The organism is Janibacter melonis (assembly GCF_020567375.1).
Taxonomy (GTDB): domain Bacteria; phylum Actinomycetota; class Actinomycetes; order Actinomycetales; family Dermatophilaceae; genus Marihabitans; species Marihabitans melonis.
On sequence record NZ_JAJBZM010000002.1, the window covers coordinates 297,399 to 311,168 of the forward strand.

A 13,770-nucleotide genomic window follows, 5' to 3' on the forward strand; every position below is an offset into this window, starting at 1 on the left:
TCAGGCGCCGAGCGCGTCGGCGAGCGACTGCGCGACGTGCTCCTGCTGCGCGGGGGTGATGTGCGGGTAGATCGGCAGCGACAGGATGCGGTCGGCGGCGGCCTCGGTCACCGGGAAGTCGCCCCGGCCGTACCCGAGGTCGGCGAAGGCCCGCGTGAGGTGGACCGGCTCGGGGTAGTGGATCCCCGCGCCGACCCCCGCCTCGTGCAGCGCCGAGAGCACGCGGTCGCGCTCGTCGACCTGGATGACGTAGAGGTGCCAGACGTGCTCGTTGCCCGGGGCGACCGCGGGCAGGGTGACGGGCAGCCCGTCGAGCAGGCTCGCGTAGCGCTCGGCCGCCTCGCGACGGCACGCGTTCCAGCGCTGGAGGCGGCGCAGCTTCGCACGCAGCACGACGGCCTGGATCGCGTCGAGCCGCGAGTTGAAGCCGACGACCTCGTGGACGTACTTCGTCAGGCTGCCGTGCGCGCCGAGGAGCCGGGCCGTGCGGGCGAGGTCGTCGTCGTCCGTCGTCACCGCGCCGGCGTCGCCGGCGGCGCCGAGGTTCTTGCCCGGGTAGAAGCTGGTCGCCGCCATCCGGCCGAGGCTGCCGGAGACCCGGCCGTCCTGGGTCGCGCCCTGCGACTGGGCGGCGTCCTCGACGACGGGCAGACCGAGCCGGTCGGCGTGCTCGAGCACCGCGCCCATCGGGGCGAGCTGGCCGTAGAGGTGCACGGGGGCGATCGCCCGCGTGCGCTCCGTCGTCACGGCCCCGAGCTGGGCGGGGTCGATCAGCAGGTGGTCGGGGTCGACGTCGACGAGCACCGAGCGCGCCCCGATCCGGGCGACGGCCTCGGCCGTGGCGACGAAGGTGTTGGCCGGCAGCACGACCTCGTCGCCGGGCCCGACGCCCACGGCGCGCAGCGCGATCTCGACGGCGTCGGTGCCGTTGGCGACCCCGACGCAGTGCTGCGTCCCGCACAGCTGCGCGTACTCCTCCTCGAAGCCCGCGACGTGCGGCCCGCCGACGAAGCCCGCGCTCGAGAGCACGTCGTCGACGTCGGCGCGGATCTCGTCGAGGATCTCGGCCTGCGCGGCGCGCAGGTCGACCAGGGGGACATGCATCAGGACTCCTTGCTCCGGGCCGGCACACCGACCCACGTCTGTCCCTGGGGCAGGTCGCCCAGCAGGGTCGCTCCCATGCCGAGGACCGCGTCGGGGCCGACACGGACCCCTTCGCGCACGCTCGAGCACATGCCGAGGTAGGCGGCGGCGCCCACGCGGACGCTCCCGCCGAGGACGACGCCGGCGCAGATCGTCGCGTAGTCCTCGACGACGTCGTCGTGCGTGAGGACCGCTCCCGGCATCGCGACGACGTGCGCGCCGACCTGCACGTCGGCGGTGAGCACGACCTCGGCGAGCAGCACGGCGCCGGGCGCCACGTGGCTGCCCTCGCCGACCGACGCCGCCGGGTGGATGACGGCGCGGTAGCGGGCCGGGTCGACGCCGAGCCCGTCGAGGCGCTGGGCCATCGCCCGGCGGGCAGCGCCGCGTCCGGCGCACAGCACCAGCCGGTCCTGCAGGTCGGCCGCCATCGCGGTCGGCCCGAGCACCGGGCTGCCGAGGAGCACCTCGCCGTGGCGGGCCTCGTCGTCGTCGAGGATGCCGACCGGGGTGCTCGTGCCGTCGCGCTCGTCGATCGCGCGGATCGCGGCGAGGGTCTCGCGGGCCAGCCCGCTCGCCGCGAGGAGGAGGACCGGCTCGGTCATGGCGTCGCGCCGGGGTCGCGCAGCACGGCGGCGACCCGGTCCACGTCGCTCTCCTGGAGCTGGTGGTACAGCGGGAGGATGAGCGTGGAGTCGGTGAGGGCCGCGGTCGCCGGCAGGGCGGCGTCGTCGAGGCCGAGGTGGGCGTAGGCCGGCTGCCGGTGGGCGGCCATGATCCCGCGACGGGCCGAGATCCCGTGCGCGGCGAGCGCGGCGAGGAGCCCCTCGCGGTCGGTCGGGTAGCCCTCGCCGACCTCGACCCACGCGGACTGGTAGTTCGTCGTGCCCCACGGCGGGTCCTCGACGAGCCGGAGCCCGGGCACGTCGGCGATCGCCGCCCGGTAGCGCGCGACGAGCTCGCGGCGGCGCTCGACGACACCGGGCAGGCGCTCGAGCTGGACGATCCCGACCGCCGCCTGGATGTCGGTCATCCGGTAGTTGAAGCCGATCTCGAGGTACTGCTCCGCCGGGGCCAGCACGCTCTGGTGACGGTCGGCGGCCGAGACGTCCATCGCGTGCTCGCGCAGCCGGCGCACGCGGGCGGCGCGCTCCGGGTCGTCGGTGGTCACCATGCCCCCTTCGCCCGTCGTCAGCAGCTTGCGGGGGTGGAAGGACCAGGCCGTCGCGTCCGCGCCGGACCCGACGGGCGCGCCGTCGTAGGTCGAGCCGGCCGCGCACGCCGCGTCCTCGACGAGAGCGAGACCGTGCTCGTCGGCGAGGGCGCGAAGGGGGGCGAGGTCGAGCGGCACCCCGCCCTGGTCGACGGCGATGATCGCCCGGGTCCGCCCGGTGATCGCCGGGGCGACCGTCTCGGGCGTGATGTTGCCGGTCTTCGCGTCGACGTCGACCATGACGGGCGTCGCGCCGAGGTAGGTCGGGGCGTTCGCCGTGGCGATGAAGGAGAAGGACGGGACGATGACCTCGTCGCCGGCCTCGACGCCCACGGCGACGAGGGCGAGGTGGAGGGCGGCCGTGCAGCTCGAGACCGCGACCGCGTGCTCGGCCTGGACGAGCTCGGCGAAGGCCCGCTCGAAGTCGGCGACCCGTGGCCCCTGGGCCACCCAGCCGGACTCGATGGTGGCCATCGCCGCCTCGGCCTCCTCGCGCCCCAGGTAGGGGCGCATGACGTTGATGCGCTCCATGGCTACGCGTCTGCCAGCACGCGCTCGGAGCGCCACCACGCGACGAGCTCGCGCAGCCCGTCGACGAGGTCGATCTGCGGGCGCCAGCCGAGGTCGTGCTCGGCGGCGGAGATGTCGGCCAGACGTCGGGTGACGCCGTTGACCGCGCGATCCGGGCCGTGCTCGACCTGCAGGTCGCTGTCCATCGCCGCGAGCATCGCCTGGGCGAGCTCGAGCAACGAGGTCTCCTTCGCGCTCGCGATGTTGTAGACGCCCTCGACGACGTCGCTGCCGGCGGCCAGTACGTTGGCCCGGGCGATGTCGACCGTGCTGACGAAGTCCATCGTCTGCTGCCCGTCGCCGAAGATCAGCGGCGGCTGGCCGGCGTCGATGCGCTCCATCCAGCGGATGAGGACCTCGGTGTAGAGACCGAAGATGTCCATCCGCGGGCCGTAGACGTTGAAGTAGCGCAGGAGCACGTAGTCCAGCCCCTGCATCGCGCGGAAGCTGCGGATCATGCCCTCGTTGTAGGACTTCGCCGCGCCGTAGAGCGTGTCGTTGTTGTGGTGGTGGTGCCGCTCCGTCGTCGGGAACTGCTCGGCGAGGCCGTAGACCGACGCCGACGAGGCGGCGACGAGCTTGGCGACCTTGTGCTGCGCGGCGGCCTCGACGACGTTGAAGGTGCCGTCCACGAGGACCTCGTTGGCCAGCCGCGGCTCCTCGGCGCACTGCGTGATCCGGATCGCCGCCTGGTGGAAGACGACTTCGCTGCCGGTGACGAGGTCGTGGACCAGGTCGCGGTCGCGGATGTCTCCCTCGACGAGGCTCACCCGGTCGTCGGCGAGCGCGTCGCGCAGGTTGCCCCGCCGGCCGCGCACGAGGTTGTCGAGGACGACGACGTCGCCCACCCCTTCGGCCAGGAGCTGGTCGACGATCGTCGAGCCGATCGTGCCCGCGCCCCCGGTGACGAGGACCTTCGCTCCGTGGAGGTCGCTCATGCCGCGCTCCTGCTGTCGTCGAGGCGCACGGGGGCGCCGGTGGCCAGGCTGCTGTCCGAGGCGGAGAGCAGCCGCAGCACGCGCATCGCGGCGTGCCCGTCGGTCAGGGGTGCGCGCTCCTCGCGGATCGCGGCGGCGAGCTCGCCGACCATGCTCGAGAGCGCCTCGCGCTCGGGCAGGGCGGGCACGACGACGTCGCCGAGGCGGTAGGAGATCGTGCTCGCGCGCCGGTCGCTCGCGTTCTCGCGCTGCGTCGGCAGGTCGACCCCGCGGTCGTAGATCGAGATGCGCTGGGCGGGGTTGACGTCGTCCCACACGAGGGTGCGCCGGCTGCCGCCGAAGATCATCTGGCGCACCTTGACCGGCGAGAGCCAGTTGACGTGCACGTGGGCGAGGACCTCGGGGGCGACCGGCATCGACAGGTGGCCGACGCACTCGGTGCCCGCGCCGAGAGGGTCGGTGCCGACGGCGCTCAGCGTCTCCGGGGCGAGCCCGCCGGGCAGGACGAAGTCGAGGATCGACAGGTCGTGCGGGGCGAGGTCCCAGAAGACGTTGACGTCGGGCTGCACGAGCCCGAGGTTGATGCGCACCGAGTCGACGTAGAGCAGGTCGCCGAGGTCGCCGGCCGCGAGCGCGTCGCGGATGTAGCGCACCGCCGGGGTGTAGCAGAAGGTGTGGTCGACCATGAGCACCCGGCCCGCCGCCTGGGCGGCCGCGATCATCTCCGCCGCCTGGTCGAGCGACTCGGCGATCGGCTTCTCGACGAGCACGTGCTTGCCGGCGGCGAGCGCACGCAGGGTGAGCGCGTGGTGCGTGCTCGCCGGCGTCGCGATGGCGACGGCCGTGACGTCGCTGCGAGCGAGGAGCTCGTCGACGTCGCTCAGCAGGTCGATGGTGCTGCGCTGCCCGACGACGCGGGCAGCCCGGGCCGGGTCGAGGTCGCACACGGCGACGAGATCCCAGTCCGGGTGGTTGCGGAAGTTGCGGACGAGGTTGGTCCCCCAGTACCCCGACCCGATGACGGCGACGCCCAGCTTGTCCACGCTGTCCCCCACGGTGCGTGATGATGATGAAGCCGACCAGGGTCTGATCGGCCTTCGTCACTGTAGACAGCGCCCGTGCACCCCCGCTGGGTTATCGCAGAAAGTCGCGCGGGACGCGAGATCCCCCGGGGCGAAGGGGGATTCGCGCCCGGGGGGATCTGCGCGGCGTCAGCCCGCGTGCCCTCCGTCGTGGCGCGCGACGCGCGCGAGGATCGCGTCGTGCAGCCACTGCGCGAGGCCGGGGCGGCGCTCGTCGTAGTGGCGCGTGAAGCGCTCGTCGCTCGCGTACAGCTCGGCGAGGTTCGCGTGCATCTCGTCCGAGCAGTCGTAGTAGACCTCGATGCTCGCGTGGTGGCGGTCGGCGAGGGCGACGCCCTCGTCCGACGCGGGGTCCACGCCGTCGGCGACGGCCTGCGCGAGCTCGGCCTCGAAGGCCTCCGTGCTCTCCTTGATCTGCACCCAGTCTGCGGGCGTGAAGCGCGCGGTGCGCGCCTGCGACTGCTCCCACTGCGGGGTCTGGCCCCAGCGCTCCTGCGCCTCGGCCTGGTACTCCTCGGAGTAGCCGTCGCCGAAGATCGCTCTGAGGTCCTCGGTGGTCGCGGGTCGGTCCTGCATCTCTGCCTCCAGTGCGTGCTCGATGGCCTCGGCGAGGTCGGCGGTCTGCGCCAGCCTCGCCCTGACCGCCGCCTGCTGCCGGCGCAGGTGCGCCAGCCGGCCCGGGCCGTCTGCCTCGAGCAGGTCCCGGACGTCCTCGAGCGCGAAGCCCAGCCGGCGGTAGCCGACGACGGTGCTCAGCCGCTCGAGGTCGCCGTGGTCGTAGAGCCGGTAGCCCGAGGCCGTGCGCCCCGACGGCACGACGAGACCCTGCTCGTCGTAGTGGTGCAGGGTCCGCACGGAGATCCCGAAGGTCCGCGCGACCTGCCCCACGGTCCACGTCCGGTCCACGGCTGCAGTCTGCCCGGGTGCGGTGGTCATGGATCCACCGTGGCGCCTCACGTCGCGTGAGGGTCAAGCCCGGCGAGGACCTCGGCGACCGGGCCGGTCGGCGCGTGACGCCACCCGGTGCCCGCCCACAGGTGCACCCCGTCGGGGTCACCGGCCGCGGCGGCGGCCTGGCGCATCGCGCGGGTGAGGTGGTGCACGGCGGGGTAGGCGGTGATCGCGTCGGCGTCGTGGGCCTCGACGAAGGCGTTGCGCAGCGCCCGGGCCGGACGACCGGTGAAGGCGCGGGTGAGGGCGGTCCGGGTGAAGCGGGGGTCGGCGAGCGCGGCCCGGTGCACGGCGGACGTGCCCGCCTCGTCGACGCGCAGGAGCATCGTGCCGACGGCGACCGTCTCGGCCCCGGCGTCGAGCAGCGCGGCGACGGCGCGGGGCCCGTCCACCCCGCCCGCGGCGACGACGGGCAGCGGGCAGGCCGCCCGCACCGCGCGCACGAGGTCGGCGGTCGGCACGTCCTCGACGACCCGGTCGGGGTCGAGGGTCGCGCTGTGCCCGCCGGCCCGCGGGCCCTGGACGACGAGCCCGTCGACACCGGTCGCGCGCGCCCGCTCGGCCTCCTCGGGTGTCGTCACGGAGGCGAGCACGGTCGTGCCGGCCGCCCGCAGCGCCGCGACCTCGTCCGCGGGCGGGAGGGCGAAGGTCAGCGACACGACGGGCACCGGGCGGTGGAGGAGCAGCGCGAGCTTCGCGTCCCACGCGTCGTCGTCGACGACCGGCGTCGGGTCGAGGGTCACGCCGTACCGGGCGGCGTCGGGGGCCAGCCGCTCGGCGTACCGGGCGAGGGCGTCGGCGTCGACGACCCGACGGTCGGGCACGAAGAGGTTGACGCCGAAGGGGTGACCACCCCTTCGCACCGTCTCGACCTCCTCGACCAGCGCGTCCGGGGTCTTGTACCCGCCGGCGACGAAGGGGAAGCCCCCCGCCGCGGCGACCGCGAGGCAGAGCCGTGCGGTCGTCGGGCCGCCGGCCATCGGGGCCGCGGCGAGCGGGCGCCGGCTGGCGAGGAGGGCCATCAGGCGTGCTCGGCGGTGTAGCTGAGCTTCAGCTGGCCCTTCTTCGTGCGCACGCGGGTGATCGCGATGCCGGCGAGGTCGGCGGTCGAGCGCACATGGGTGCCGCCGCAGGGGTCGGTCTGCAGGGTCTCGATGCTCACGCGCCGCACGCCCTCGTCGTCGACCTCGGCGGAGTACGCGAGCGAGGCGGCGACGTGCTCTCGGGCGCGCTCGAGCACCCGCTCGACGAGCGCGGCCTTCTCGTCCTCGCCCTCGGGCAACGACCCGCCGTCGAGGTCGTAGAGGAGGAAGGCCTGGCCGGGCGTGTGGCTCAGCCCGACGTTGCGGTACCCGAGCGGGGTGACGCACGCGTCGAGCAGGTGGCCGGCCGAGTGCAGCGCGGCGTGCCGCCGCCGCACGTCGGGGTCGATCGCGACGTCGACCTCGCTGCCCTCCTGCGCGACACCCGACTCGGGGTGCAGCCACACGACGCCGTCCGCGTCCTTGCTCACCGAGGCCGGGGACCCGTCGACGGTGACGACGTCGTCGGGCTGGCCACCCCCCTTCGGGTGGACGACGCCCTCGCGGACCGCGATGCCCGCGGGCTCGGTCGAGGTCGCGACGACCTCGGTCCGGGTCTGGAAGAGGTAGGTGTCCTGCCAGTACGCACGGCTCTGCTCGACGCTCATGCCCCGATCCAACCCCAGCGCCCGGCCCGCGGCCAGACCACCCCCCGCCCCTGGCAGGATGACCGCGTCATCGGGGTGTCGTCAGCAGCAGGGAGCGGTCATGGGTCTCTTCGTCCTCGCGGTGGTGCTCGCGGTGATCGCGGTCGTCGCCCTCGCCGTCGCGCGACGACGGCCGAAGGGGGAGCCCGCCGACCCGGCGTCGCTCACCCGCTACGGGCGGCCGGTCGGCTGGGCGAGCGCCGTGCTCGCCGCCGTCGTCCTCGCCATCTCGCTGACGACGATGGTGCCGACGCAGCAGGTCGGCATCCCCATCACCTTCGGCAAGCCCGGGACCCCGATCGGCAACGGGCTGCACCTCAAGGCGCCGTGGACCGACATCGCGCTCATGGACGCGACCGTGCAGATCGACAACAACCTCGGCGAGGAGCGCACGGAGATCCGGCTGAAGAACCAGTCCACCGCGTACGTGCAGAACTCCGTGCGCTGGCGGATCAAGCCCGAGGCGGCGGCCGAGCTGTACAAGGCGCACCGGGCCTTCGAGAACATCGGGCCGGCGCTGCAGGAGCAGGAGCTCGCGGCGGCGATGAACCAGGCGCTCGCCGACTACAACCCGCTCGCGCAGGCGAAGGCGGCCGCGACGGGCGACGCGACCGACAGCGCCGAGGCCAAGGACTTCGACGACCTCGCCGGGCAGGTCAAGGAGCGCATGGAGGAGTCGATCGGCGACCGGCTCATCATCGACTCGGTGATCATCACCAAGATCGACTTCGACGAGAAGACGCAGTCGCGCATCGACGCCTACCAGGTCGAGATCGGCAACACCCGCATCGCCGAGCAGCGCAAGGAGACGGCGAAGGCGGAGTCCGAGGCCAACCGGACGCTGTCGGCGTCGATCTCGAAGGACCCGAACGTCCTCGTGAGCAAGTGCCTCGACACCCTCGCCTCGATGGTCGAGAAGGGCCAGACCGTGCCGGTCGGCTTCAGCTGCTGGCCGGGCGCGTCCGGCGCCGACGGCGTGCTCGTCGACGGGACGTCGCGGGACCGCTGAGGGCGGGCCGACTCAGATCGGGCCCGTACCAGCCCGCTCGGGCCCGAGCGGGTCAGCTCGTCGTCGGACGGGCCGCGGTCGCGCGGCGGTAGGCCGTCGCGTGGCGGGGCTCGTACACGAGGACGGGGTCGGTGCCCGGCACGTCGACCTCGATGCCGATGCCGAAGCCGAGGTCGCGCGGCTCGCCGTCGCACACCGCGCCGCGCTCGCGCAGCTCGGCGACCGTCGCCGTGATGTCGTCGACCATGAGGCTGATCTGGTGGTGGCGCGGAGCCGTGAAGGCCTCGCCGGCGAACTCCCCCTTCGTCGGGTGGACACCCAGCTCGCTCGGCCCGGTGTCGAAGACCAGCCAGCCGGCCGGGTCGCCGGCGGCGACCGCGGGGTCGTCGGAGGACCCCGCGTCGGTGACGTGCGGCAGACCCAGGACGTCCTTGAAGAAGGTCCGCGTCGCGACCGCGTCGTCGCTGTAGATGAGGGTGTGCACTGCGGTGATCACACGACGAACCTAACGGCTGAGCGCGGCTAGGGTCGCCAGGGTGCAGCTACGTCATCACCACGAGGTCGACGCGAGCGTCGACCACCTCTGGGCCGCCTTCACCGACCTGCGCCGGGTCGGGCGCTGCTTCCCCGGGGCGCAGGTCACCGAGGTGACCGGCGACGACTTCGTCGGCGCCCTCAAGGTCAAGCTCGGGCCGGTCACCCTCACCTACGACGGCGACGGCACCCTCACGCAGGCCGACGAGTCGGCCCGCCACGCGCAGATCCGGGCGAAGGGGGCGGAGCGTCACGGCTTCGGCAAGGCCGACATCGTCATCGACCTCGAGCTCTCGGAGGTGGAGGGCGGCCGCACGGGCGTCGACCTCACGACGAGCCTCGACGTGCGCGGCGCCCCGACCAACCTCGGCGGCGGGATCGCCCAGCGCGCCTCCGACCCGCTCATCGAGCGCTTCGTCCACTGCCTCGCGGGACCGGCCTCGGCGAAGGAGGGCGGCCCGGACGACGAGCCGCTCGACGTCGGCCGCGCGGTGCTCCCCGGGCTCGTGGCGTCGTACGGCCGCTCGGTGCTGGGCCGCTTCGGACGCGGCCGATGAGGGTCCTCGTCACGGGGGCCCGCGGGTACGTCGGCTCCCGGCTCGTCCCCGCCCTGCTCGCCCGCGGTCACGAGGTCGTCGCGACGAGCTCCGACGGCAGCTCGCGCACCGGGTACCCCTGGCGCGACGCGGTGGAGTGGCGGCCGATGGACGTCTTCGACGCCGGGCAGGTCCGACGCGCCGTCGACGGGGTCGATGCCGTCGCCTACCTCATCCACGGCCTCGACGACCGCGACTACGTCGCGCGCGACCGGCAGGCCGCGCAGACGATGCGCGCCGCGGTCGACGCCGCCGGGGTCGAGCACCTCGTCTACCTCTCCGGGCTGGTGCCGCAGGGCACCCCCGACGAGCACCTCTCCGACCACCTGCGCTCGCGCCTCGAGGTCGAGGACGTGCTCACCGCGCGCGAGGGGAGCAGCCTGACGCTGCGTGCCGCGATCGTCATGGGGTCGGGGTCGTCGAGCTTCGAGGTCGTGCGCCAGGTCTCTCGGCGCATCCCGCTCGTGCGCCCGGTGCCCGTGTGGATGCGCGGCACCCGGGTGCAGCCGATCGCGGTGAGCGACACGGTCGAGTACCTCGTGCTCGCGCTCGAGTCGCCCGGGACCCGGGGCTACCTCGACATCGGCGGCCCCGACGTGCTCACCTACCCCGAGCTGCTGCGGGTCTACGCCGACGTCGTCTCGGCCACCCGGGTGCAGGTGCCCCTGCCGTGGATGCCCGCCGGGCTCATGGGCTCGATCGCCGGCGCCCTCACCGACGTGCCCACCGAGACGGTCGAGGCGCTCGTGCACTCGCTCGAGCACGACATGATCTGCCATCTCGACGCCCGTGACGTGCTCGGCGAGCCCGGGCGCACCCTCGTCGGGGTGCGCGAGTCGATGAGCCGCTCCCTGCTCCCCTTCGACCCCGCGCACGACGGCGCGGCGACGGGGGAGGACCCCCACCGGCCCTCGCTCGGCGACCCCGTCTGGTCGCGGTAGGCGCGCGCCCGCCGCAAACCCGGTGGTCGCTGTCGGCGGCCATCCCTAGCATGGCCGTCGTGACTGACTACGCCATCCAGGCCGAGGGCCTGCGCAAGACCTACGGCACGGTCGAGGCACTGCGGGGGGTCGACCTGGCGGCACCGACGGGCTCGGTCCTCGGGGTCCTCGGACCCAACGGCGCGGGCAAGACGACCGCCGTCCGCATCCTCTCCACGCTCATCCCGCCCGACGCCGGGCGGGCCACCATCGCCGGTCGCGACGTCGTCTCCGACCCCGTCGGCGTCCGCGAGTCGATCGGTGTCGCTGGGCAGTACGCCTCGGTCGACGAGTACCTCTCGGGCCGGGAGAACCTCGAGATGATCGGCCGGCTCTACCACCTGTCCCGGCGCGAGGCGCGGGCGAGGGCGGAGCAGCTGCTGCGCGACTTCCGCCTCGACGACGCCGCGGACCGTCCGGCGAAGACCTACTCGGGCGGCATGCGGCGGCGCCTCGACCTCGCCGGCGCGCTCGTCGTGCGACCGCCCGTCGTCTTCCTCGACGAGCCCACGACCGGGCTCGACCCACGCAGCCGCGGCGACATGTGGCAGGTCATCACCGACCTCGTGGCGGCCGGCACCACGGTGCTGCTCACGACGCAGTACCTCGAGGAGGCCGACCAGCTCGCCCACGACATCGTCGTCATCGACCAGGGCGAGGTCATCGCCCGCGGCACCTCCGACGAGCTCAAGGCCCAGGTGGGCGGCGAGCGTCTCTTCGTCACCATCGAGCAGGGTGACCGGCTGGGCGAGACCGCGACGACGCTGCGCCCGGTCGGGATCGGCGACGCCGCGGTCGACGAGCACACACGGACCCTCACCCTGCCCATCCAGACGGGCACGACCGCCCTCGTCGACGCCGTGCAGCGGCTGTCCGACGCGGGGGTCACCGTGCAGGACATCGGCATCCGGCGCCCGACCCTCGACGACGCCTTCCTCTCCCTGACCGGGCACCGCGCCGAGAGCGCCGAGCCCGACGAGACCACGCAGGAGCAGCACGCATGAGCGCCCTGGTCAGCGACTCCCTGACGATCGTCAGGCGCAACCTCATCAAGATCAAGCGGGTCCCCGACCTGCTCGTCTTCACCACCATGCAGCCGATCATGTTCGTGCTGCTCTTCGGCTTCGTCTTCGGCAGCATCGCCGGGGGCGACGGGGCCGGCTACCGCGAGTTCATGATGGCGGGCATCTTCGCCCAGACGGTCGTCTTCGGCGGCACGTTCACCGGCTTCGGCATGGCCGAGGACATGCAGAAGGGCGTCATCGACCGATTCCGCACCCTGCCGATGCACCCGAGTGCGGTGCTCGTCGGGCGCACCCTGTCCGACGTCGTCAACAACGTCATCTCGCTCGTCGTCATGGCGCTCACCGGTCTGCTCATCGGCTGGCGGCTGCGCGACGGCGTCGTCGGGGCGGTCATCGGCTTCCTCATCCTGCTGCTCTTCGCCTACGCGGTGAGCTGGATCATGGCGTGGGTGGGGCTGAAGGTCCGCACCCCCGAGGTCGTCGGCAACGCCTCCTTCCTCGTGATCTTCCCGCTGACCTTCATCGCCAACACCTTCGTGCCCAGCGAGAACCTCCCGTCGGTGCTGCGCACCTTCGCCGGGTGGAACCCCGTCTCGACGCTCACCCACGCGGCGCGCGACAACTTCGGCAACCTCGGCGCGCTCGGTGGTGGCGGCACCGGGATGAGCGAGGAGTCCGTGCGCTCCGCGGCCGAGTACACCTGGGCCCTGGAGAACGCCGAGATCTACACCCTCGTCTGGGTCGCCATCATCCTCGTGATCTTCGTGCCCCTCTCCACCCGCGAGTACAAGCGCGCCATGACGAAGTAGCCCCTGGCGGGCCGAGGGACGACGAAGGAGGGGCTCTTTCGCTGGTCGAGGTGCGACGAAGGAGCCTCGAGACCACCGCCCCCGAGGTCTCGAGGCTCAGGCCCTGGCGGGCCTTCGCACCTCGACCGTCGGGGATCTCTCGCTGATCGGGTGTGACGGACGGGTCGGGCAGCGGGGGTTGTGCTCGTCCGCCTTGACTGGGCCGCTACCCACTTGGGGTGCCGGTGGTGCTCATGGGGCGATCTTGGTCAAGTCCGGGCGGCGATCTTACGGTCCACGGCAGTCCCGCTGAGCAAGCGCTTCCTACGGTCGGTGGCACCCGGGACGCGATCAGCCGCCTCGGTCCACGTCACCCCAGGAGCTCCCATGAAGAGCATGACCACCCGCGTGCTGTCCGCGGCGGCTGTCGTCGGTCTGGCCGGCATCACCGGTGCCACGGCCAGCAACGCCCAGGACCCGGACGCCCCGTCCTACGGCGAGTTCAAGAGCTCGACCTACCAGGACGCCGATGGTCAGTACATCGTCAACGGCGACATCCCGCTGAGCGGCGAAAAAGCCCTGAAGACCTTCTACGAGGAGATCGCAGCGCCCACGCCGGAGAACGAGCTCATCGTCAACACGGTCTACGGCCGCGACGACGTGTGGAGCGCCAGCCAGGCCAAGGCCCTCACCTACTGCGTGAGCGACCGCTTCGGCAGCAACAAGGCGGCCGTCGTCTCGGCGATGAGCAGCGGTGGCAACCAGTGGGAGTCGGCCACCTCGGGCATCGACTTCACCTACGTCAGCGCCCAGGACTCCCGGTGCACGACGAGCAACAGCAACGTCACCTTCTCCGTCGAGCCGGTCACGGGCGCGAGCTACATCGCGCGCGCCTTCTTCCCCAGCACGAGCAAGTCGCAGCGCAACGTGCTCATCAACACCGACCAGTTCTTCTCCGCCGGCGGCTGGTCGCCCTCGAACATCGTCGCCCACGAGCTGGGCCACGCCCTGGGCTTCCGGCACGAGCACACCCGCCCCGAGGCCGGCACCTGCTTCGAGGACTCGAGCTGGCGCCCGCTGACCCCGTACGACTCGGCGTCGATCATGCACTACCCCCAGTGCAACGGCTCCTCGGCCGACCTCAGCATGACCTCCACCGACCGCGCCGGGGTGCAGTCGGTCTACCCGGGCTGACACCGCGCCCGAGCGAGC

The 13,770-nt window shown here is 73.0% G+C and carries 15 protein-coding genes; 6 read left to right on the plus strand and 9 right to left on the minus strand.

Annotated features, from left to right (window positions below; translation table 11 throughout):
- From LIV55_RS07515 to LIV55_RS07550, 8 genes are all read right to left on the minus strand, one after another.
- Positions 1-1,104: a DegT/DnrJ/EryC1/StrS family aminotransferase gene (locus LIV55_RS07515; RefSeq protein WP_229299801.1), complete on the minus strand. Its 1,104-nt coding sequence runs from the start codon at positions 1,102-1,104 to the stop codon at positions 1-3.
- Positions 1,104-1,748 (minus strand): LbetaH domain-containing protein, encoded by a 645-nt coding sequence (locus LIV55_RS07520; RefSeq protein WP_191680418.1) that lies wholly within the window; start codon positions 1,746-1,748, stop codon positions 1,104-1,106. Before LIV55_RS07520 ends, LIV55_RS07515 begins: the two co-directional genes overlap by 1 nt.
- Entirely contained in the window at positions 1,745-2,887 is a 1,143-nt protein-coding gene (locus LIV55_RS07525) for a DegT/DnrJ/EryC1/StrS family aminotransferase (RefSeq protein ID WP_229299802.1), read from the minus strand. The genes LIV55_RS07520 and LIV55_RS07525 overlap by 4 nt, the downstream gene beginning before the upstream one ends.
- A gap of 2 nt (positions 2,888-2,889) precedes the next feature.
- Positions 2,890-3,864 (minus strand): NAD-dependent epimerase/dehydratase family protein, encoded by a 975-nt coding sequence (locus tag LIV55_RS07530; RefSeq protein ID WP_229299803.1) that lies wholly within the window; start codon positions 3,862-3,864, stop codon positions 2,890-2,892.
- Positions 3,861-4,907: a Gfo/Idh/MocA family protein gene (locus LIV55_RS07535; RefSeq protein ID WP_191680416.1), complete on the minus strand. Its 1,047-nt coding sequence runs from the start codon at positions 4,905-4,907 to the stop codon at positions 3,861-3,863. Before LIV55_RS07535 ends, LIV55_RS07530 begins: the two co-directional genes overlap by 4 nt.
- Positions 4,908-5,075: 168 nt before the next feature.
- The gene (locus LIV55_RS07540; protein WP_229299804.1) at positions 5,076-5,882 is read right to left on the minus strand and encodes a MerR family transcriptional regulator; all 807 of its coding nucleotides are present in this window, start codon (positions 5,880-5,882) and stop codon (positions 5,076-5,078) included.
- A gap of 17 nt (positions 5,883-5,899) precedes the next feature.
- Positions 5,900-6,919 (minus strand): NAD(P)H-dependent flavin oxidoreductase, encoded by a 1,020-nt coding sequence (locus LIV55_RS07545; RefSeq protein ID WP_229299805.1) that lies wholly within the window; start codon positions 6,917-6,919, stop codon positions 5,900-5,902.
- A complete protein-coding gene (locus tag LIV55_RS07550) occupies positions 6,919-7,587 on the minus strand; it encodes an alanyl-tRNA editing protein (protein WP_229299806.1) in 669 nt (222 codons plus the stop codon). The genes LIV55_RS07545 and LIV55_RS07550 overlap by 1 nt, the downstream gene beginning before the upstream one ends.
- Positions 7,588-7,687: 100 nt before the next feature.
- Between LIV55_RS07550 and LIV55_RS07555 the strand changes: the two genes are divergently transcribed.
- Positions 7,688-8,635, plus strand: coding sequence for an SPFH domain-containing protein (locus LIV55_RS07555; RefSeq protein ID WP_163562433.1), 948 nt, complete (start codon positions 7,688-7,690; stop codon positions 8,633-8,635).
- 52 nt (positions 8,636-8,687) lie between these two features.
- On the opposite strand, the gene LIV55_RS07560 is transcribed toward LIV55_RS07555, so the two are convergent.
- A complete protein-coding gene (locus tag LIV55_RS07560) occupies positions 8,688-9,131 on the minus strand; it encodes a VOC family protein (RefSeq protein WP_201467941.1) in 444 nt (147 codons plus the stop codon).
- Positions 9,132-9,171: 40 nt separating this feature from the next.
- Between LIV55_RS07560 and LIV55_RS07565 the strand changes: the two genes are divergently transcribed.
- The 5 genes from LIV55_RS07565 to LIV55_RS07585 all read left to right on the plus strand — a co-directional run bounded on the left by LIV55_RS07565 (position 9,172) and on the right by LIV55_RS07585 (position 13,752).
- A complete protein-coding gene (locus tag LIV55_RS07565) occupies positions 9,172-9,726 on the plus strand; it encodes an SRPBCC family protein (RefSeq protein WP_163562432.1) in 555 nt (184 codons plus the stop codon).
- Positions 9,723-10,706: an NAD(P)H-binding protein gene (locus tag LIV55_RS07570; RefSeq protein WP_229299807.1), complete on the plus strand. Its 984-nt coding sequence runs from the start codon at positions 9,723-9,725 to the stop codon at positions 10,704-10,706. The genes LIV55_RS07565 and LIV55_RS07570 overlap by 4 nt, the downstream gene beginning before the upstream one ends.
- A gap of 50 nt (positions 10,707-10,756) precedes the next feature.
- Positions 10,757-11,749 (plus strand): ATP-binding cassette domain-containing protein, encoded by a 993-nt coding sequence (locus LIV55_RS07575; protein WP_229299808.1) that lies wholly within the window; start codon positions 10,757-10,759, stop codon positions 11,747-11,749.
- The gene (locus LIV55_RS07580) at positions 11,746-12,579 is read left to right on the plus strand and encodes an ABC transporter permease (protein WP_191680411.1); all 834 of its coding nucleotides are present in this window, start codon (positions 11,746-11,748) and stop codon (positions 12,577-12,579) included. Before LIV55_RS07575 ends, LIV55_RS07580 begins: the two co-directional genes overlap by 4 nt.
- A 366-nt stretch (positions 12,580-12,945) precedes the next feature.
- Positions 12,946-13,752, plus strand: coding sequence for a M57 family metalloprotease (locus LIV55_RS07585; protein ID WP_123092959.1), 807 nt, complete (start codon positions 12,946-12,948; stop codon positions 13,750-13,752).
- Positions 13,753-13,770: the final 18 nt, after the last annotated feature.